At 64.8% G+C, this 18,014-nt stretch carries 18 protein-coding genes, 1 tRNA gene and 2 pseudogenes; 9 read left to right on the top strand and 12 right to left on the bottom strand.

Annotation, left to right across the window (positions count from 1 at the left end; genetic code table 11):
• Nucleotides 1–412 precede the first annotated feature (412 nt).
• From sul1 to aadA1, 3 genes are all read right to left on the bottom strand, one after another.
• Nucleotides 413–1,252 (bottom strand): sulfonamide-resistant dihydropteroate synthase Sul1, encoded by an 840-nt coding sequence (gene sul1 / locus ACTQ49_RS07985; RefSeq protein WP_000259031.1) that lies wholly within the window; start codon nucleotides 1,250–1,252, stop codon nucleotides 413–415.
• Nucleotides 1,246–1,593, bottom strand: coding sequence for a quaternary ammonium compound efflux SMR transporter QacE (gene qacE / locus ACTQ49_RS07980; protein ID WP_171849078.1), 348 nt, complete (start codon nucleotides 1,591–1,593; stop codon nucleotides 1,246–1,248). The genes sul1 and qacE overlap by 7 nt, the downstream gene beginning before the upstream one ends.
• 163 nt (nucleotides 1,594–1,756) lie before the next feature.
• On the bottom strand, nucleotides 1,757–2,548 hold the full coding sequence (gene aadA1, locus ACTQ49_RS07975; protein ID WP_001206316.1) for an ANT(3'')-Ia family aminoglycoside nucleotidyltransferase AadA1: 792 nt from the start codon (nucleotides 2,546–2,548) through the stop codon (nucleotides 1,757–1,759).
• 145 nt (nucleotides 2,549–2,693) lie between these two features.
• Here aadA1 and intI1 point away from each other — a divergent pair.
• Nucleotides 2,694–3,449, top strand: a pseudogene (gene intI1 / locus ACTQ49_RS07970) (class 1 integron integrase IntI1); the annotation flags it as partial.
• A 54-nt stretch (nucleotides 3,450–3,503) separates the two neighbouring features.
• On the opposite strand, the gene ACTQ49_RS07965 reads toward intI1, so the two are convergent.
• A complete protein-coding gene (locus ACTQ49_RS07965) occupies nucleotides 3,504–4,268 on the bottom strand; it encodes an IS6-like element IS6100 family transposase (protein ID WP_001389365.1) in 765 nt (254 codons plus the stop codon).
• A 123-nt stretch (nucleotides 4,269–4,391) separates the two neighbouring features.
• Here ACTQ49_RS07965 and ACTQ49_RS07960 point away from each other — a divergent pair, with 123 nt between their 5' ends.
• The 4 genes from ACTQ49_RS07960 (at nucleotide 4,392) to ACTQ49_RS07945 (ending at nucleotide 7,491) form a co-directional block, all read left to right on the top strand.
• Nucleotides 4,392–5,012: a hypothetical protein gene (locus tag ACTQ49_RS07960; RefSeq protein ID WP_441827307.1), complete on the top strand. Its 621-nt coding sequence runs from the start codon at nucleotides 4,392–4,394 to the stop codon at nucleotides 5,010–5,012.
• The gene (locus ACTQ49_RS07955; RefSeq protein ID WP_441827306.1) at nucleotides 5,009–5,446 is read left to right on the top strand and encodes a phage holin family protein; all 438 of its coding nucleotides are present in this window, start codon (nucleotides 5,009–5,011) and stop codon (nucleotides 5,444–5,446) included. Before ACTQ49_RS07960 ends, ACTQ49_RS07955 begins: the two co-directional genes overlap by 4 nt.
• Nucleotides 5,443–6,135: a DUF3618 domain-containing protein gene (locus tag ACTQ49_RS07950; RefSeq protein ID WP_441827305.1), complete on the top strand. Its 693-nt coding sequence runs from the start codon at nucleotides 5,443–5,445 to the stop codon at nucleotides 6,133–6,135. Before ACTQ49_RS07955 ends, ACTQ49_RS07950 begins: the two co-directional genes overlap by 4 nt.
• Before the next feature lie 135 nt (nucleotides 6,136–6,270).
• Nucleotides 6,271–7,491, top strand: a complete 1,221-nt coding sequence (locus ACTQ49_RS07945; RefSeq protein ID WP_441827304.1) for a trypsin-like peptidase domain-containing protein — start codon at nucleotides 6,271–6,273, stop codon at nucleotides 7,489–7,491.
• A 43-nt stretch (nucleotides 7,492–7,534) separates the two neighbouring features.
• Here the strand turns inward: ACTQ49_RS07945 and ACTQ49_RS07940 are convergent, their stop codons facing one another.
• Nucleotides 7,535–7,645 (bottom strand): methionine/alanine import family NSS transporter small subunit, encoded by a 111-nt coding sequence (locus ACTQ49_RS07940; RefSeq protein WP_441827303.1) that lies wholly within the window; start codon nucleotides 7,643–7,645, stop codon nucleotides 7,535–7,537.
• Nucleotides 7,642–9,267, bottom strand: coding sequence for a sodium-dependent transporter (locus ACTQ49_RS07935; RefSeq protein WP_441827302.1), 1,626 nt, complete (start codon nucleotides 9,265–9,267; stop codon nucleotides 7,642–7,644). Before ACTQ49_RS07935 ends, ACTQ49_RS07940 begins: the two co-directional genes overlap by 4 nt.
• A 213-nt stretch (nucleotides 9,268–9,480) precedes the next feature.
• Here ACTQ49_RS07935 and ACTQ49_RS07930 point away from each other — a divergent pair, with 213 nt between their 5' ends.
• From ACTQ49_RS07930 to ACTQ49_RS07920, 3 genes are all read left to right on the top strand, one after another.
• Nucleotides 9,481–10,377, top strand: a complete 897-nt coding sequence (locus ACTQ49_RS07930) for an ABC transporter ATP-binding protein (protein ID WP_441827301.1) — start codon at nucleotides 9,481–9,483, stop codon at nucleotides 10,375–10,377.
• On the top strand, nucleotides 10,374–11,981 hold the full coding sequence (locus tag ACTQ49_RS07925; RefSeq protein ID WP_441827300.1) for an ABC transporter permease: 1,608 nt from the start codon (nucleotides 10,374–10,376) through the stop codon (nucleotides 11,979–11,981). Before ACTQ49_RS07930 ends, ACTQ49_RS07925 begins: the two co-directional genes overlap by 4 nt.
• Before the next feature lie 62 nt (nucleotides 11,982–12,043).
• Complete coding sequence (locus ACTQ49_RS07920; RefSeq protein ID WP_441827299.1) at nucleotides 12,044–12,445, top strand: PaaI family thioesterase; 402 nt, start codon at nucleotides 12,044–12,046, stop codon at nucleotides 12,443–12,445.
• 81 nt (nucleotides 12,446–12,526) lie between these two features.
• Here the strand turns inward: ACTQ49_RS07920 and brnQ are convergent, their stop codons facing one another.
• The 3 genes from brnQ to ACTQ49_RS07905 all read right to left on the bottom strand — a co-directional run bounded on the left by brnQ (nucleotide 12,527) and on the right by ACTQ49_RS07905 (nucleotide 15,407).
• Nucleotides 12,527–13,855 carry a branched-chain amino acid transport system II carrier protein gene (gene brnQ / locus ACTQ49_RS07915; RefSeq protein ID WP_441827298.1) on the bottom strand — a complete coding sequence of 443 codons (1,329 nt, stop codon included), beginning with the start codon at nucleotides 13,853–13,855 and terminating at the stop codon, nucleotides 12,527–12,529.
• A 26-nt stretch (nucleotides 13,856–13,881) separates the two neighbouring features.
• Nucleotides 13,882–14,808 (bottom strand): pirin family protein, encoded by a 927-nt coding sequence (locus tag ACTQ49_RS07910; RefSeq protein WP_441827297.1) that lies wholly within the window; start codon nucleotides 14,806–14,808, stop codon nucleotides 13,882–13,884.
• A gap of 86 nt (nucleotides 14,809–14,894) precedes the next feature.
• The gene (locus ACTQ49_RS07905; RefSeq protein ID WP_441827296.1) at nucleotides 14,895–15,407 is read right to left on the bottom strand and encodes a GNAT family N-acetyltransferase; all 513 of its coding nucleotides are present in this window, start codon (nucleotides 15,405–15,407) and stop codon (nucleotides 14,895–14,897) included.
• Between the two features lie 118 nt (nucleotides 15,408–15,525).
• Here ACTQ49_RS07905 and ACTQ49_RS07900 point away from each other — a divergent pair.
• Nucleotides 15,526–16,394, top strand: a pseudogene (locus tag ACTQ49_RS07900) (oxidoreductase).
• A gap of 51 nt (nucleotides 16,395–16,445) precedes the next feature.
• On the opposite strand, the gene ACTQ49_RS07895 reads toward ACTQ49_RS07900, so the two are convergent.
• The 3 genes from ACTQ49_RS07895 to ACTQ49_RS07885 form a co-directional block, all read right to left on the bottom strand.
• Nucleotides 16,446–16,521: transfer RNA gene (locus ACTQ49_RS07895), tRNA-Asn, on the bottom strand.
• 39 nt (nucleotides 16,522–16,560) lie between these two features.
• A complete protein-coding gene (locus ACTQ49_RS07890) occupies nucleotides 16,561–17,106 on the bottom strand; it encodes a hypothetical protein (protein ID WP_441827295.1) in 546 nt (181 codons plus the stop codon).
• 15 nt (nucleotides 17,107–17,121) lie between these two features.
• Nucleotides 17,122–17,970: a sigma factor gene (locus ACTQ49_RS07885; protein WP_441827294.1), complete on the bottom strand. Its 849-nt coding sequence runs from the start codon at nucleotides 17,968–17,970 to the stop codon at nucleotides 17,122–17,124.
• Between the last annotated feature and the right edge of the window lie 44 nt (nucleotides 17,971–18,014).

Raw genomic sequence — 18,014 nt, 5'->3', positions numbered from 1 at the left:
GGCGGGAACACGTCCCGGATCAGCTCCCAGACCTCGTCCGTGATGACATCTCGCGACACGACTCAAGAATCACCCGAAGGCTCCACACCCACATTTAGCAACACGGCCTAGGAGCTCGGATCTCAGGACGAAGGTCTCCGCGAATGTCCGGTCGATCCGCGCGACGTCCCAGGCGGGCGTTCCCTTGGCGGACATCCACGCCGCAGCGTCGTGCATCAGCCGCACAACCTCGTCGATATCACCCGAGCAGGCGACCCGAACGTTCGGAGGCTCCTCGCTGTCCATTCGCTCCCCTGGCGCGGTATGAACCGCCGCCTCATAGTGCAGTTTGATCCTGACGAGCCCAGCATGTCTGCGCCCACCTTCGCGGAACCTGACCAGGGTCCGCTAGCGGGCGGCCGGAAGGTGAATGCTAGGCATGATCTAACCCTCGGTCTCTGGCGTCGCGACTGCGAAATTTCGCGAGGGTTTCCGAGAAGGTGATTGCGCTTCGCAGATCTCCAGGCGCGTGGGTGCGGACGTAGTCAGCGCCATTGCCGATCGCGTGAAGTTCCGCCGCAAGGCTCGCTGGACCCAGATCCTTTACAGGAAGGCCAACGGTGGCGCCCAAGAAGGATTTCCGCGACACCGAGACCAATAGCGGAAGCCCCAACGCCGACTTCAGCTTTTGAAGGTTCGACAGCACGTGCAGCGATGTTTCCGGTGCGGGGCTCAAGAAAAATCCCATCCCCGGATCGAGGATGAGCCGGTCGGCAGCGACCCCGCTCCGTCGCAAGGCGGAAACCCGCGCCTCGAAGAACCGCACAATCTCGTCGAGCGCGTCTTCGGGTCGAAGGTGACCGGTGCGGGTGGCGATGCCATCCCGCTGCGCTGAGTGCATAACCACCAGCCTGCAGTCCGCCTCAGCAATATCGGGATAGAGCGCAGGGTCAGGAAATCCTTGGATATCGTTCAGGTAGCCCACGCCGCGCTTGAGCGCATAGCGCTGGGTTTCCGGTTGGAAGCTGTCGATTGAAACACGGTGCATCTGATCGGACAGGGCGTCTAAGAGCGGCGCAATACGTCTGATCTCATCGGCCGGCGATACAGGCCTCGCGTCCGGATGGCTGGCGGCCGGTCCGACATCCACGACGTCTGATCCGACTCGCAGCATTTCGATCGCCGCGGTGACAGCGCCGGCGGGGTCTAGCCGCCGGCTCTCATCGAAGAAGGAGTCCTCGGTGAGATTCAGAATGCCGAACACCGTCACCATGGCGTCGGCCTCCGCAGCGACTTCCACGATGGGGATCGGGCGAGCAAAAAGGCAGCAATTATGAGCCCCATACCTACAAAGCCCCACGCATCAAGCTTTTGCCCATGAAGCAACCAGGCAATGGCTGTAATTATGACGACGCCGAGTCCCGACCAGACTGCATAAGCAACACCGACAGGGATGGATTTCAGAACCAGAGAAAGAAAATAAAATGCGATGCCATAACCGATTATGACAACGGCGGAAGGGGCAAGCTTAGTAAAGCCCTCTCTAGATTTTAATGCGGATGTTGCGATTACTTCGCCAACTATTGCGATAACAAGAAAAAGCCAGCCTTTCATGATATATCTCCCAATTTGTGTAGGGCTTATTATGCACGCTTAAAAATAATAAAAGCAGACTTGACCTGATAGTTTGGCTGTGAGCAATTATGTGCTTAGTGCATCTAACGCTTGAGTTAAGCCGCGCCGCGAAGCGGCGTCGGCTTGAACGAATTGTTAGACATTATTTGCCGACTACCTTGGTGATCTCGCCTTTCACGTAGTGAACAAATTCTTCCAACTGATCTGCGCGGGAGGCCAAGCGATCTTCTTCTTGTCCAAGATAAGCCTGTCTAGCTTCAAGTATGACGGGCTGATACTGGGCCGGCAGGCGCTCCATTGCCCAGTCGGCAGCGACATCCTTCGGCGCGATTTTGCCGGTTACTGCGCTGTACCAAATGCGGGACAACGTAAGCACTACATTTCGCTCATCGCCAGCCCAGTCGGGCGGCGAGTTCCATAGCGTTAAGGTTTCATTTAGCGCCTCAAATAGATCCTGTTCAGGAACCGGATCAAAGAGTTCCTCCGCCGCTGGACCTACCAAGGCAACGCTATGTTCTCTTGCTTTTGTCAGCAAGATAGCCAGATCAATGTCGATCGTGGCTGGCTCGAAGATACCTGCAAGAATGTCATTGCGCTGCCATTCTCCAAATTGCAGTTCGCGCTTAGCTGGATAACGCCACGGAATGATGTCGTCGTGCACAACAATGGTGACTTCTACAGCGCGGAGAATCTCGCTCTCTCCAGGGGAAGCCGAAGTTTCCAAAAGGTCGTTGATCAAAGCTCGCCGCGTTGTTTCATCAAGCCTTACGGTCACCGTAACCAGCAAATCAATATCACTGTGTGGCTTCAGGCCGCCATCCACTGCGGAGCCGTACAAATGTACGGCCAGCAACGTCGGTTCGAGATGGCGCTCGATGACGCCAACTACCTCTGATAGTTGAGTCGATACTTCGGCGATCACCGCTTCCCTCATGATGTTTAACTTTGTTTTAGGGCGACTGCCCTGCTGCGTAACATCGTTGCTGCTCCATAACATCAAACATCGACCCACGGCGTAACGCGCTTGCTGCTTGGATGCCCGAGGCATAGACTGTACAAAAAAACAGTCATAACAAGCCATGAAAACCGCCACTGCGCCGTTACCACCGCTGCGTTCGGTCAAGGTTCTGGACCAGTTGCGTGAGCGCATACGCTACTTGCATTATAGCTTACGAACCGAACAGGCTTATGTCCACTGGGTTCGTGCCTTCATCCGTTTCCACGGTGTGCGTCACCCGGCAACCTTGGGCAGCAGCGAAGTCGAGGCATTTCTGTCCTGGCTGGCGAACGAGCGCAAGGTTTCGGTCTCCACGCATCGTCAGGCATTGGCGGCCTTGCTGTTCTTCTACGGCAAGGTGCTGTGCACGGATCTGCCCTGGCTTCAGGAGATCGGAAGACCTCGGCCGTCGCGGCGCTTGCCGGTGGTGCTGACCCCGGATGAAGTGGTTCGCATCCTCGGTTTTCTGGAAGGCGAGCATCGTTTGTTCGCCCAGCTTCTGTATGGAACGGGCATGCGGATCAGTGAGGGTTTGCAACTGCGGGTCAAGGATCTGGATTTCGATCACGGCACGATCATCGTGCGGGAGGGCAAGGGCTCCAAGGATCGGGCCTTGATGTTACCCGAGAGCTTGGCACCCAGCCTGCGCGAGCAGCTGTCGCGTGCACGGGCATGGTGGCTGAAGGACCAGGCCGAGGGCCGCAGCGGCGTTGCGCTTCCCGACGCCCTTGAGCGGAAGTATCCGCGCGCCGGGCATTCCTGGCCGTGGTTCTGGGTTTTTGCGCAGCACACGCATTCGACCGATCCACGGAGCGGTGTCGTGCGTCGCCATCACATGGGCTCTGTTGCAAAGATTGGCGGCAGTCAGAGGTAGGCTGTCGCTCTGCGCCGATCAGGCGGCTGCTGCGAAATGGTGGTTGAGCATGCCCATGGCCTCCGTCAGCGCCGAGGGCCCAATGCCAAAAGCTCTCTCCACAAGGCGCACCTCGCCCCTGATGCCGGGCTGCAGGCACCAGGGGCGAGCCTGTCCTTTGCGCAGGGCTCGCATGACTTCGAATCCCTTGATCGTGGCATAGGCCGTGGGGATCGATTTGAAACCGCGCACCGGCTTGATCAGTATCTTGAGCTTTCCGTGATCGGCCTCGATCACGTTATTGAGATACTTCACCTGCCGGTGGGCCGTCTCCCGGTCCAGCTTTCCTTCGCGCTTCAATTCGGTGATCGCTGCACCATAGCTCGGCGCTTTGTCGGTATTGAGCGTGGCAGGCTTTTCCCAGTGCTTCAGGCCTCGCAGGGCCTTGCCCAGGAACCGCTTCGCTGCCTTGGCGCTGCGGGTCGGCGACAGGTAGAAATCGATCGTGTCGCCCCGCTTGTCGACTGCCCGGTACAGGTAGGTCCACTTGCCCCGCACCTTGACGTAGGTTTCATCCAGGCGCCAGCTCGGATCAAAGCCACGCCGCCAGAACCAGCGCAGCCGCTTCTCCATCTCCGGGGCGTAGCACTGGACCCAGCGATAGATCGTCGTATGGTCGACCGAAATGCCGCGTTCCGCCAGCATTTCCTCAAGGTCGCGATAGCTGATCGGATAGCGACAATACCAGCGCACCGCCCACAGGATCACATCACCCTGGAAATGGCGCCACTTGAAATCCGTCATCGTTCCGTCCGTCCAATCTCCGCCAAGCATGCTCAAGCTTCACGATTTTTGCAACAGAGCCTAGGGCTGGAAAACCCTGCAGGCACTGGCGAATGCCCCCCTGGCCACGTCAATGATGGAGTCATGACAGAGCCAAGGAATTCCCAGAAGGATCTTTCCGCCAAGGCCAACGACGCCAAGCACGAGGCCGAGAAGGTGGGCAAGCAGGCCAAGGACCAGGCGGGCGAGGTCAGCCAGACCGCAGTGCAGGACGCTCAGCAGGTGATCGAGACCGCCAAGGGCGAGGCACAGCAGGTGGCCGCCGAGGCCCAGGACCACATCCGCCAGCTCTTGGACACCACCGTCGGAGAGTTCCGCGGCCGGGCCAGCGAGGGCCAGAACGCTCTGGCATCCACCGTGCGCAGCTTGAGCGACGAACTGTCCCAGATGACAGGTGCCGCCCAGAACAGCGGCCCGGTGGCGCAGTTCACCGGGGAGCTCGCATCCCGCGGGGACTCCGTGGCGGGATGGCTGGAGAACCACGAGCCCGACGATCTGGTCTTCGAGGTGCGTCGGTTCGCCGCGCGTCGGCCCGGCACCTTCCTTGCGGTGGCTGCAGGCGCCGGCCTGCTGGCGGGTCGCTTGGCCCGCGGCACGCGTGCGGTCACCCAGGAACAGCCCAATCATGAGCTGGCGAACCCGAACGCCACGGATGCGCTCTTCGATCAGGAGCGTCCCGACCAGTACCGGGGTGACGCCCGATGACCGGTGCCCATGTTCCCCCGACGGGCCCAGGCGACGACCGCTCCATTGGCGAGATCGTTGCTGATCTGAGCGAGAACTTCAGCACCCTGCTGCGCCAGGAGCTCGACCTGGCCAAAGCAGAGCTCAAGCAGGACGCGACGAAGGCGGGCACGGGGGCCGGGCTGCTCACGGGCGCCGGCATCACGGCCCACCTGGCGCTCACCTTCCTGAGCCTGGCCCTGTGGTGGACGATCGCCATCTGGATCGGCAGCCACGACCACCCCGCACTCGGTTGGTCGGGACTCATCCTGGCCGTGCTGTGGGGCATCGTCGCCGCGGTGATGGCCGGGAACGGACGCAAGAGGATGCAGCAGATCGACGGACTGCCCCGCACCACCGAGACCACCAAGAAGATTCCCGATGCCCTCAAGGGCCATGAGGAGAAGAATCGATGAGCAATCCCGATAAGATTCGCCAGGACATCGAGCGCACCCGCGCCAACCTGAGCGACGACGTCAACGCGCTGGCCGACCAGGCCAACCCCCGCACCATTGCGGAGGACAAGGTCGACCAGGCCAAGCAGAGTGTGCAGAGCGCCGTGCACGGCGCCAAGGAGAAGGTCTTCGGCTCCGAGGACGACTTCACCGACGATGGGTTGGCAGGTCAGGCCCGCGGGCTGGCCGACCAGGTCCGCGGTGGCGTGGCGGGTGGCGCCGGCCAGGCACAGTACAGCGCCCAGATGCGCGCCAACCTCGCCCGGGGCGGTGTCAGTGACGCACCCGCGGCGATGCGTCGCCGCACGCGTGGCAATCCGCTGGCCGCCGGGCTGGTGGCCTTCGGTCTGGGCGCCCTGATCGGCGGGGCGCTGCCGGCCACCCGCGCCGAGAAGCGCTATGTCGAACAGGCCAAGGACCAGGCTCAGCCCTATCTGGACCAGGCGCGCGACGTCGCCCAGGACACGGTGGCGGGCCTCAAGCAGCCCGCGACCGAGGCCGCCCAAGGTCTCAAGGAGACGGCGCAGCAGGCTGCCAGCACCGTGCAGGAGGAGGCCAGTGTCGCCAAGCAGGACGTGGTGGAGACGGCCCAGTCCGGCAAGCAGAACCTGCAGGACCAGGCGAAGCAGGCCCAGAAGCGCGTCAAGTAGTCCACGACGCCTGAATGTCTGGCGAACCTGAATCATCTGGCGAACGCCGGCTCCCCATGGAGCCGGCGTTCGCGCTCGTCCTGGTGACACCGTCACGGGTGGCCCTGTCCCCGCGAATCGTGCCAGAGTGGAAGCATGGCTTCTCGGGGAACCACACGGATCATCACCATGTCAGCACTGTCCGTGCTGACCTTGGCCACCGCCTGCAGCGGGGGGCAGCCCTCAGACCCGGCGCCCTCCTCATCGGAGCCGACGCCCAGTGCTGACGCCGGTGCCAGCGCCACCACGCCGTCCAGCCCAGCTGCGTCCGCCACACCAGGCGCCGGAGACCTGGGATGGCGGCCGCCGACTGTGGCCCCCATCCCCAGTGGCGCCGTTCCGGCTCCCGAAAGCGGCGAAGCCGCCAGCATCGTGCGGGTGCAGGTCAACAACTGCACGGGTCTGACGCAGGGTTCGGCCTTCTTCATCACTCCAGATCTGCTGGTGACCAGCGCCGACCTGTTTGACCAGGCGGCATCGATTGCACTGCACTCCTCCACCGGCGTGGTGCGCGGCGAGCTGATGGGGCTGGATGAGGCGCGCGGCGTTGCCCTGGTGCGAGCCCTGCCCACCCGTGACGGCGGGAAGCTGACGGGCCCCGCCCTCACCCTGGCGGGCGCCGATCCGAGCAAGGGTGAAGCCGTGACGACTCTGGCCCACCCCATCGGGCACGAGCTCCACCGCGCCCGCGGCACAGTCTCCTCCGTCGCCGAGGGCCGCTTCGAGCATGACGCCATTGCTGCACCGGGCACATCTGGAGGACCGGTGCTGGACGGGCAGAACCGAGTTCTGGGCCTCACCCAGCCGAGTGAGCCGACTGCCAGCACGGTCACTGCCGTCTCCGCCAGCACCGTCGCGGATCTGGTGAAGACCTGGCGTGACGCCCCCAAGGCGCACAAACTCACCGAGTGCCAGCAGGACGGTCCGCCGTCCATGACCTCGATACACCCGGATGCCCCCGCCATCAAGGCCTCGCTACATCGCTACGTGATGGGTCTGCACGGAGCAGACCGCAAGGATGCCACGGGTCAGACCGGCGCGCAGGTGGCCTGGCAGAAGCTCGGCCCCGCGCTCCAGAAGCAGCACGGCAGCCCTGAGAAGTTTGTCGCCTCCTTCAAGGGCGCCCGGCCGACTGCTGCCAATGTGGACAATCTGGAGATCAGGGACCACTTCACCGACACGCTGATCTGGACCATCCAGTTCGAGGGCCCTGGCTCGAAGTGCGTGGTCCACAAGCAGAAGCTCACGCTGAGCACGAAGCCTGGCCACTGGGTGATCGATGACGTCACTGACATGGAAGCACCCCGCCCCTGCTGACAGGGACGGGGTGATCGTGGCGGGTCTGGAGGTGTTGGCCTGCTCAGTCCTCGTAGGGACTCGGGTGCTTGCGCAGGTTGATGATGGCAGCCACGAGCCCTCCCCACACCATGGTGAGGGAGAAGACCAGCATCAGGATCGCGGGGGTGGTCATCGGTACTCCTCGGTGGTTGCGGTGGCGGACGCCTCGATGAGGTCGTCATTCTGGTGGTGCGCATAGGGACGCGGCTCCATCCCTTCCAGCCGGGCCGGAAGGAACTTGTCGACCGTGGTGCACCACGGCAGGGCAGTGAGGACCAGGGAGCCGATGATGATGAAGGCCAGCGAGCCCCAGCCGAAGGCCAGGACGAACCAGCGCGGGTAGTCGCCGTAACCGTTCTGCACTAGATCGACCAGCGCGAAGAGCAGCATCACGGTGAGCATGATCGGGGTGATGTAGCCGGCGAAGATGCGCCACCAGGCACCGAGCGGCTGGGCCGAGTGCTGGTTGATGTGGTGGTGCAGCTCGGGCAGGCGGCGCACGACGAAGGTGATCAGGAAGACCGTGACGATGGCGGATCCGACGATGCCGACATTGTTGACGTAGTTGTCCACCACGTCGAGCATGTTCAGGCCGTTCGAGGTGCTGTACAGGAAGATGGAGCACAGGGCGGAGATGATGCCCACGAAGAGCGAACTGCGGCGCACGCTCATCCCGAACTTCTCCTGGACGGCTGCGGTCACCACCTGGATCAGCGAGACCAGCGAGGTGATGCCCGCCAGCGACAGGGATCCGAAGAAGAGCACGCCGAAGACGGCACCCCCGGGCATCATCGAGATGACCTGCGGGAAGGTGACGAAGCTCAGGATCGGGCCGGTGATGCCCTCCAGCTCCGAGACCGCGATTCCCTGCTTGCTGGCCATGAAGCCCAGCGTGGAGAAGACTCCGATGCCGGCCAGGATCTCGAAGGAGGAGTTGGAGAAGGCGACGACGAAGCCAGTGGGACCCAGATTCGCCCTGCGAGGCAGGTAGGAGGCATAGGTGATCATGATGCCGAACATCACCGACAGCGAGAAGAAGATCTGCGCATAGGCCTGGATCCACACGTGTGGGTCCGCCAGCGCCGCCCAGTCGGGCGTGAAGAAGGAGTTCAGACCATTGACCGCGCCGGGAAGGGTGACGGCGCGCACCACCATGCCGACGAACATCACCACCAGCAAGGGCAGGAAGATCTTGTTCATCCGCTCCAGGCCTCCGGCGACGCCCAGAGCCATGATCACGGTGACCAGCAACCAGACGAGCACCAGGGGCCACGTGATGGCCGGCACGATGTCACCGGTCAGGTGCGCCTGCGCAGACGGCAGCAGGTGCAGGAAGTCCTGGGTGAAGAAGGCCGCGGGGTCGTCGCCCCAGGCCTTGGTGAAGGAGAAGCCCATGTAGCGGAAGGACCAGGCGACGATGACGGCGTAGTAGGTGATGATCAAGAAGCAGAGACCCACCTGGAACCAGCCCAGGGGCTCGAACTTGGGGTTGATGCGTCGAAAGATCGCGGGGGCGGAACCGCGGTAACGGTGGCCCAGGGCCCAGTCGAAGAGCAGATAGACCACACCGGCGGTCAGCAGTGCCACCAAGTAGGGAATGAGGAAGGCGCCGCCACCATTGGTGTAGGCAACACCGGGGAAACGCCAGATGTTTCCCAGACCGATTGCCGAGCCGACGGCAGCGAGGATGAACCCCATCTGGGAACCCCACTGCTCGCGTGGGGCCTCCGGGGCATTCTGGGTCGCTGTTGACACGACTCCTCCTGATGAGCGGGTGGCGACAGCCGATCTGACGCCAGAACCCGGTCACTGTGCCACGCCGCCCATTCAGGCAACGAGACGTGATTTCACAATATGAGACACGGTGGCGCCGGCGACTCCCCCGCTGTGATTCATACCACCCCATTTGACCGCCACCGACTGCCTGTCATCATGGCCACAGGGCCCTGCGGGTGGGATTCTGCTCGCATGTCCTCGACGCATGCGATTCACACGCAGCACCTGGTCAAGACCTTCGGGCCGGTCCGTGCCCTCGACGGTCTGGACCTCACCGTTCCCGCCGGGCAGGTGCATGGCTTCCTCGGCCCCAATGGCGCCGGGAAGTCCACCGCCATCCGGGTCCTTCTGGGACTGCACCGAGCAGACAGAGGCCAAGCCACGGTGCTCGGACAGGACCCCTGGCGAGAGGCGCCGGACCTGCACCGTCGGCTGGCCTATGTCCCCGGCGACGTGAATCTCTGGCCCAACCTGACGGGCGGCGAAGCGATTGACCTGCTGGCCAGGGCCCGTGGTGGTCATGACCCCCGGCGCCGCGACGAACTCGTGGAGCGCTTCCAGCTGGACCCCACCAAGAAGGGGCGTTCCTATTCCAAGGGCAATCGCCAGAAGGTGGCGCTCGTGGCGGCACTCTGCTCCCCCGTCGAGCTGCTCCTGCTCGACGAACCCACGAGCGGTTTGGACCCCTTGATGGAACAGGTCTTCACCGAGCTGATCCGCGAGCAGCGCGACCACGGATGCACGGTCCTGCTCAGTTCACACATCCTGTCCGAGGTGGAGGCGCTGTGCGACCACGTCTCGATCATCAAGGCCGGAAGGATCGTCGAGTCCGGGACGATGGCAGAGCTCCGACATCTCCAGCGGCTCGCGGTCACCGTGGAGCTCGACAGCATGCCTGCCGCCCTTGACCAACTGGACGGTGTCCATGACGTCGTGGTCGACGGCCATCGCCTGCAGGCCCAGGTCGAGGCCACCGCAATGAACTCCCTGCTCGTCGAGCTGACCCGTCACGGGATCCGCTCCCTGACTTCCACTCCCCCCAGCCTCGAACAACTCTTCCTGGGCCACTACACGACGGAGGCGCGATGAACTCGTTGCAGGGCACCGGCCTGCTGCTGCGCGTGGCCATGCGGCGCAACTGGCTCTTCTGGCTGTTGTGGATCCTCGCTCTGGCCAGCCTGATGCCTGCCACCGCCAGCCAGTACGAGGTGGTGCTGCCACCGGGATCCGATGCCCGCGCCACGCTGGAACCGCTCGCCAACAATCCGTCGATGCTCGCCCTTCTCGGCCCGGTCTTCAACATCTACACCAAGGGCGGCTTCGTCTTCTGGCGGGTGGGTGGCTTCTGCTCCATGCTGGCCGGAATGCTGGGTGGCTTTGCCGTCATTCGCGCCACCCGCGCCGAGGAGGAGGACGGCCGCCACGAAATGTTGCGGGCTGGAGCCGTGGGACGGCATGCCCCGCTTGTGGCCGCCCAGTTGCTGTGCTGCGGCGGATCCGTGCTCCTGGCCACCGTGACCGCGGGCCTGGCCATCGCCTCGGGGCTGCCACCGACAGGTGCCATGGCCGCCGGACTGGCCCTGGGCGGGCAGTCGCTGCTGTTCACCGGAATCGGTGCGGTGGCGGCCCAGGTCTTCGACACGGCGCGCGCGGCGCGCGGCTGGACGGTCGGCGTCGTGTGGGGCGGCATGCTCCTGGCCCGCATGGTGATCGATGGTGCCGGAACCGATGCCCAGTACGGCTGGTTGCGCTGGCTGATCCCGATGGAATGGGGCATGCTGTCCCGACCCTGGGCCGATGAGCGTTGGTGGGTCCTCGCCCTGCCCGTGGCCCTGGCGCTGCTGGCCATGGCCGCGTCGGTGGGTCTGGAGTCGCGGCGCGACCACGGAGCTGGTCTGTGGCAGTCACGCCCCGGCCCAGCCACCGGCAGTCCACTGCTGACGGGCAGCTGGGGTCTTGCCTGGCGGCTGCACCGCGCTTCAGTACTGGGCTGGGCCCTGGGACTGCTGGTGACCTCCCTGGGCATGGGATCGATCATGAGTCAGATGGACCGAGCCCTGGCCGCGAATCCGCAGATGGGCGAGATGCTGGAGAAGATGGGCGGCACCGCCAACCAGCAGACGGCCTTCTACGTCGCGATGATCGGCATCATGGCCACCATCGTTTCGCTGATGTCGGCGAGCCTGGTGGGTCGGCTGCCTCAGGAGGAGACCCGCGGCCATGCCGAACAACTGCTTGCCACAGCGACATCGCGGGTGTCGCTTGCCCTCGGCCACCTGGTGACGGCCGTCGTGTGGCCCAGCGCCGTCTTCCTCCTCGTCGGTGCACTGATGCCGCTTGCCCAGGCCCGCTCCAGTGGCCACTGGGAGCTGCTGGGCACGCACGTGCGCACCGCAGCCGGACTGTTGCCGGGGGTGCTCCTGGTGACCGGCTTCTCGATGCTGTTGATCGGCTGGCTGCCTCGATTCACCTGGCTCGTGTGGCTTCTGATCGGCTGGAGCGTCTTCACCACCTGGTTCGCGGTGCTCTTTGACCTGCCGCGATGGTTGCTGGATCTGCAGCCCTGGGGACAGTTGCCACACCTGCCCCGCGACGCCATGGACTGGTCCGCTTGGCTGACGACACTCGCCCTCGCGGCCGCCCTGATGGCACTGGGTCTGTGGGGTTGGCGTCGGCGGGACATTCCTGCGTGATGGCCGGGGTGAGGACCCCGGCAGGGTGGGCGACCATCGGATCCTGCGGCACAATCGGGCAGGTGAACGAAGCAATGGTTGCCCCCTTCAGAACGCACAACGGCATCGTCTGGGATGACGGAGTAGTGCGCTGCACCACCCGTGAGCATCACGCCAATGTCGCCGGCGGGATCCACGGCGGGCTCATCTCATCCATGCTCGACGCCGTGATGGGTGGCACGGTCATTCTCCACCTGCCATCGCACCAGGCGGCTGTCACCAGCTCACTGACGGTGAACTACCTCGCGGCGGGAAGGATCGGCGACACGCTGCTCGCCAGTGCGACGGTGCGCAGACTGGGCCGAACGCTCGCCCACGTCGACGGGAGTCTGACCCGCGAATCCGACGGAAAACTGCTGGCCACGGCCACGGGAGTCTTCGCGATCGTCCGTCGTCCCACGGCCGAACCTCTGGTCCGGCACTGACAGTTCGAGAGGGATCATCCTGAGACGCTAACCAGACGGGGGATGCCAGACCAACCAGCGACACGCCCACACAGGAATCCGTCAGCTTCGTCGTGCGGGCAGCAGCAGGCCGATGGCAAGGCCGATGACGGCTGGCAGCACCCAGCCGAAGCCGAGTTGCAGCCCCGGCAGGAGCGTCCTGCCTCCCAGCGCCATGCCCTCGAAGACCTGCCACTCCCAGATGCGCAGCACCGTGGCGAGTGACACCAGCCCGGCCAGCAGGATCGGTAGTCGCCACGCCCACACGCGGTTGCGCACCCAGCGATCCAGCAGGCCCAGCACGATGATGCAGATGGCCAGTGGGTAGAGCAACTGGAGCACCGGGATCGATGCCCCGATGATGGCGTCGAGACCCACATTCGCCAGAGCGAAGGACACGGATGTGAAGGCCACCGCCCATTGCCGCTGCCCGAAGCGGCCTGGAAACATCGTGGCGAACATGTCGGCACAGGCGGTGACCAGCCCAATGGCCGTCTTGAGGCAGGCGACCAGCATGATCAGCGCCGCCAGCCAGTGTCCAAGCGGACCGAAGGTGGCATCGGCGACAGCCGAGAGCGCCACGGCCCCGTTCTCGTCGCGCGCGACGAGGTGCGTCGACCTTGATCCCAGAACTGCCAGGGCGGAGTAGATCACGCCCATGGCGACCGCGGCGATGACGCCGGCCTTGCTCAGCTCGACGGCGATCCGCCCGGGGGCCCGAACGCCCAGCCCGCGCACCGACTCGATGACGACAATGGCGAAGGCCAGGGAGGCCAGCGCGTCCATGGTGTTGTATCCATCCAGGATTCCCTGGCTGGCGGCATGACCCACATAGGGGGCGATGGCCGGCGGAGCCACGCTTCCGCCCTTGACCGAGGCTGCCACCAGCAGGATCGCCAGGAGGACCAGGAAGACCGGGGTCAGGAAGCGACCGATGTAGTCGAGGAGTCGTCCGGGCCGCATGGCCGCAGCCAGCACCACGGCAAAGAAGACGCCCGTGAAGAGGGCCAGCGCGACGTGTTCACCGCCTCCGGCGGTGCGGCCGCCGAAGGCCATCTCGTAGGAGACCGTCGCCGTGCGTGGAATGGCGAAGAAGGGGCCGATGGTCAGGTAGAGGGCGCAGGTGAACGCGATGCCGAACCAGGGCGCAACCCGGGAGGCCAGTTCCAGCAGGCTGGAGGACTCAGCCAGGGCCGAGGCCACCACGCCCAGGATCGGCAACCCGACCGCGGCCACCAGGAAGCCCAGCACGGCCGGAGTCACCGCACCACCTGCCTGGAGGCCCAGCGAGACGGGGAAGATCAGATTCCCCGCGCCGAAGAACAGACCGAACAGCAGGGAACCCAGCAGCAAGGTCTGGGCGGGGCGAAGTCGAGGGGTCGCAGAGGGCACCGGCGAAGTATCTCGCACGAGCGGCGTCAGGCGCGTCCCCACCGGCCGCGCGGCCTCAGCCTCCCCGGGGGCAGCGGCGGCGCCGGGATGCGATCTACCGCGCCGACATAGCCCTCCACGGAGCCGAACCGTTCGTGGCCGGCCTCGTACTGCTCCCGCGCCAGGGCCACGTACTCGTGATCTCCGCCGATGAAGTTCCACCACATGACGATCTCGTCATCGAAGGGCTCGCCGCCCAGCAGGACCAGCCGGGTCGACTCGTCGCCGACGGTGATGGTCAACGCACTCAACCCGTCGTCGACCAGGCCGAGCTCTCCGCGCTCCAACGGCTGTCCCTGGAAGGTCACGGTGCCCCGGTCAACCAGCAGGGCGTGCTCGAAGGAGGGATCAACCGTCAGCCGGAGGTCGGTGCCGGGCGCCAAACGCAGTTCGGCCCCCAACAGCGGCGTGTGGGTGACGATCGGGGACTCGTCGATGCCCGCCAGCGATCCGATGAAGACCAGCGCTTGCCCGCCGGGAAGTGCTTGCGCAACGGGTGCGTGGTGCTGGAAGGCTCGAGCCGTGTCGCGGAAGCGTTCCGGGAGGGCGATCCAGAGCTGCACACCGTGCAGGACGGTGGTCTCGGGCGTGGTGACCTCGCTGTGAGTGATGCCGTGCCCGCTGGTCATCAGGTTGATCTCGCCCGCCCGCACGACGGCATGCACACCGCCCGAGTCACGATGCTCCAGCGCGCCATCGAAGAGCCACGAGACCGTCTGTAGGCCCGTGTGCGGATGCGGAGGCACGTCCATCCCGTCGCTGCGTTCCCGGATGGGGTCAGGACCGTAGTGGTCGACGAAACACCAGGCCCCGACGAAGGACCGCTCCCGGTTGGGCAGCGTGCGTCGCACCTGCAGCTTCGCCTGGTCGCTCAGGGCCACGCCGCGGGGCCGGATCACCTGTACCTGGGTCATGCCGCCATCATGTCAGCCGCCTCTGACCATCTCGTGGACCACCCAGCCGGTGGCTTCCTCACCGCGCGGATCACGCGTGGCATGACTCATCCGATCCAGTAGCGCCGCTTGGGCGTGCCGTCCTCGTGCTCGACGACATTCTCCAGCACCCCTCCGCACCGTTCGATGGTGCGCGCCGAGGCCACATTGTCGTCGTCGCAGGTGACCAGGACACGATCCACGCCAGCATCGTTGAGGATCTGGACGCACTGCCGCAGGATCTCGGTCGCATGACCGCGGCGGCGAAAGTCCGGCCCCACGGCGTAACCGACGTGGCCGCCGATCCGGTACAGGAAGTCGTTGAGTTCATACCGGATGGAGGCCCGGCCGACCACCTGTCCATCCACCTCTGCCAGCAGGAAGTCCGAGCGCACTCGCCCCGGTGGAAGGTCGTCGCCCGCCGATTCCCGGGCGATCCATTCCAGGATCTGCAGCCACGGCCCGGATGCCAGGACGAAGGAGAACTCGTCGGCCTCGAGCTGCCGGTGCAGGTTGGCCACCGGTTGCTCGTCGGCCGGCGTGGGCTTGCGCAGGACAAGGTTGGACGCGGCTGGTTGCATGGCTGCAGTCTGCTGGCCCGGTGCCCGATGGCGCAACGCATTTCCCAGCCACGCCGGGAGCAGTTCTGACCCGACGGTTGAAATGACACGATGAGGGCTCGGTGCCAGCATTTCCCGCATGAACAGTCATTTCACCATGGCCGGCCACAGCGTGGACCGGATCGGATTCGGGGCGATGCAGCTCTGCGGCCCCGGCGTGATGGGCGAGCCCGCCGATCCAAAGGGGGCGTTGGCGGTCCTGCGCAGAGCAGTGGAGCTGGGCGTCAACCACATCGACACCAGCGACTTCTACGGCCCGTACGTGAGCAATCGATTGATCCGCGAGGCCCTGCACCCCTATTCCGACGACCTGGTTCTGGTGAGCAAGGTGGGCGCTCACCGTGACGAGTCCGGCGCCTGGCTCTCCTCGCAGACACCCGAGGCGCTCATCGCGGACACCCACGCGAACCTCGAGCACCTGGGCGTCGACCGTCTGCACGTGGTGAATCTTCGGGTGATGCCCAAGGACGATCACTCCCCCGCCGACTACATTCCCGTTCCCTACGACGAGCAACTCGACGCGATGCGACGCCTCGTGGACGAGGGCGCCATCGAGGCCTTCGGTGTCTCAACCGTGACGCTGGACCGGCAGAACAGGGCATCGCCGCGGGAGCGGTTCAGGTTCAGAATGCCTACAATCTGCGTCACCGCAGCGATGAGCCCACCCTGACTCTCTGCCGGGACAAGGGCGTGGCCTATGTGCCCTACTTCCCCTTGGGTTCTGCCTTCGGCTGGTTCCCCCGCGTGGACCAGGCCGAGAAGGTGCAGTCCGTCGCTCAACGAACTGGCCACACACCGGCGCAGGTGGGCCTGGCCTGGCTGCTGCACCGCGCTCCGAACATCCTGCTGATCCCGGGTACCAGCTCGCTGGAGCACCTGGACGAGAATGTCGCCACACGACAGGTGGAGTTGTCCGAACAGGACATCGCCGAACTCGAATCCGTGTGACGCACAAAACCCGCCTCCACCAGTGTTTTCACTAGTGAGGCGGGTCTTGGTTGGCTCCCCCGACTGGACTCGAACCAGTAACCCTCTGATTAACAGTCAGATGCTCTGCCGATTGAGCTACAGGGGATCAGCGCCGTGCGCGAGATGAAACATTACACAGCTTTCCTCAAAAGTCATAATCGGCACGGAGTCTGGCAAGGGCACGATCGGCCAGATCCTTCACCTCAGGGTCGTCCAGTGACGCCCCCCGCACCGCGTCCACAGTCCACTCGAGGGTTGGCTGCGCCTGGCCCAGGTCACGACGCGCTGCCAGCAGGACCATTCCGCCGGTTGGCACCTCGAAGCGGTCCTCCACCACGATCGATGCCTGGACGCGTTCCCGGAAGAGCCCGGGAAAGGCGCCCATCGAGGTCAGGTGGAAGGCCCCGGCGGAACCGTCGAGCAGGCGCCAGTGCAGTTCCTCCCGTTCAGCCTTCCAACCGCCCGAACGAACCTGGTGCCACCCGATCATCTGCCAATCTTGCGCCGCATATCGCACGGCAAAGAGGTCAGTGAAACCCAGCAGGTCGATCCGCGGCCCAGAAGCCTGGGCCAAGGGTGTGCGCCTGTCCCCGGTCTGGTCCCGGTAGCTGGCCAGGACCGCCGGATCCGGACGTCGGGCGGGTTCATCCTTGGACGTGGGCTTGCGGGAGAACAGGGGCATGTCGTCCATTGTGCCTCCTCAGCGTCAGGCCGCAGTCCGGCCATCCCCCAGCAGGTCGCGGGCCTGCCTCAGGGCACTCATCTCGGCGCGTCGCACGGTGCTCACGGAGATGCCCATCACGCGGGCCACCTCGGGACGTTCCCGCTCGATGCCGTCATCGAGGCCGTGGCGCAGGGCCAACACCTCTCGCTCCCGTGACCCGAGCAGGCTGAACCATTCGGGACGCCAGCAGCCCTGCCAGGGCATGTCCCGGTCCGCTTCGTGACAGCTCAGCTGCAGTGCCCGTTCGACGTCATCCAGCGAGACGGGAACCCGATAGGCCTGGAGTCGCTCGACGAGCTCCACTGACAGCTGGAGGTCGTCCGCAATCTCATGGGCGCTGGGTTGGCGGCCCAGTCGGAGGGCAAGTTCACTGCTGCTTCGCGCAACGCGACGCGCGCACAGCTCCTGCCAGACCGGACGGTCACTCAGGCCGCCTCGCATGATCACGTGCCGATGGATCGCATTGCGCACCCAAGGGGTGGCATAGGTCGAGAAGCGAATGCCTTGGTGGTGATCGAAGCGGCGCAGCGCCTCGGCCAGAGCGGCAGCACCCTCCTGGACGAACTCATCCTTGTCGGTCCCACTGCGTCGGGCCCCTCGACCCGCCAGCAGGAAGACCATCCGCAGGTTCGCCAGGATGAACTGGTGCCAGGCCTGTTCACCGTCAATCACGATGAGCTCCAGCTCGCGGGAGCTCGCGCCGAGGGGCCAGGGAAAATTGCCGTCGATCACTGCCTGGGCCAGGACACCGGCCTCGATGCGTCGAGCCAGGGCTCGTTCGTCGTCGGCAGTCAGCAGGTTGGGCAGGACTGATTTCGTCATCTGGGTCATGACTCGATCCTCGTGCGCCCGGGCCCCGGACGGGGCGGTGACGG

The organism is Luteococcus sp. Sow4_B9 (assembly GCF_052116585.1).
Lineage (GTDB): Bacteria > Actinomycetota > Actinomycetes > Propionibacteriales > Propionibacteriaceae > Luteococcus.
Note: the sequence above shows the minus strand (reverse complement) of the source record. Positions and strands in the feature narration are given on the sequence as shown.

Coding starts and splice junctions, on each gene's coding strand:
- sul1 (WP_000259031.1), bottom strand. CDS start 1,252: ATGGTGACGGTGTTCGGCATTCTGAATCTCACCGAGGACTCCTTCTTC.
- qacE (WP_171849078.1), bottom strand. CDS start 1,593: ATGAAAGGCTGGCTTTTTCTTGTTATCGCAATAGTTGGCGAAGTAATC.
- aadA1 (WP_001206316.1), bottom strand. CDS start 2,548: ATGAGGGAAGCGGTGATCGCCGAAGTATCGACTCAACTATCAGAGGTA.
- ACTQ49_RS07965 (WP_001389365.1), bottom strand. CDS start 4,268: ATGACGGATTTCAAGTGGCGCCATTTCCAGGGTGATGTGATCCTGTGG.
- ACTQ49_RS07960 (WP_441827307.1), top strand. CDS start 4,392: ATGACAGAGCCAAGGAATTCCCAGAAGGATCTTTCCGCCAAGGCCAAC.
- ACTQ49_RS07955 (WP_441827306.1), top strand. CDS start 5,009: ATGACCGGTGCCCATGTTCCCCCGACGGGCCCAGGCGACGACCGCTCC.
- ACTQ49_RS07950 (WP_441827305.1), top strand. CDS start 5,443: ATGAGCAATCCCGATAAGATTCGCCAGGACATCGAGCGCACCCGCGCC.
- ACTQ49_RS07945 (WP_441827304.1), top strand. CDS start 6,271: ATGGCTTCTCGGGGAACCACACGGATCATCACCATGTCAGCACTGTCC.
- ACTQ49_RS07940 (WP_441827303.1), bottom strand. CDS start 7,645: ATGACCACCCCCGCGATCCTGATGCTGGTCTTCTCCCTCACCATGGTG.
- ACTQ49_RS07930 (WP_441827301.1), top strand. CDS start 9,481: ATGTCCTCGACGCATGCGATTCACACGCAGCACCTGGTCAAGACCTTC.
- ACTQ49_RS07925 (WP_441827300.1), top strand. CDS start 10,374: ATGAACTCGTTGCAGGGCACCGGCCTGCTGCTGCGCGTGGCCATGCGG.
- ACTQ49_RS07910 (WP_441827297.1), bottom strand. CDS start 14,808: ATGACCCAGGTACAGGTGATCCGGCCCCGCGGCGTGGCCCTGAGCGAC.
- ACTQ49_RS07905 (WP_441827296.1), bottom strand. CDS start 15,407: ATGCAACCAGCCGCGTCCAACCTTGTCCTGCGCAAGCCCACGCCGGCC.
- ACTQ49_RS07890 (WP_441827295.1), bottom strand. CDS start 17,106: ATGGACGACATGCCCCTGTTCTCCCGCAAGCCCACGTCCAAGGATGAA.
- ACTQ49_RS07885 (WP_441827294.1), bottom strand. CDS start 17,970: ATGACCCAGATGACGAAATCAGTCCTGCCCAACCTGCTGACTGCCGAC.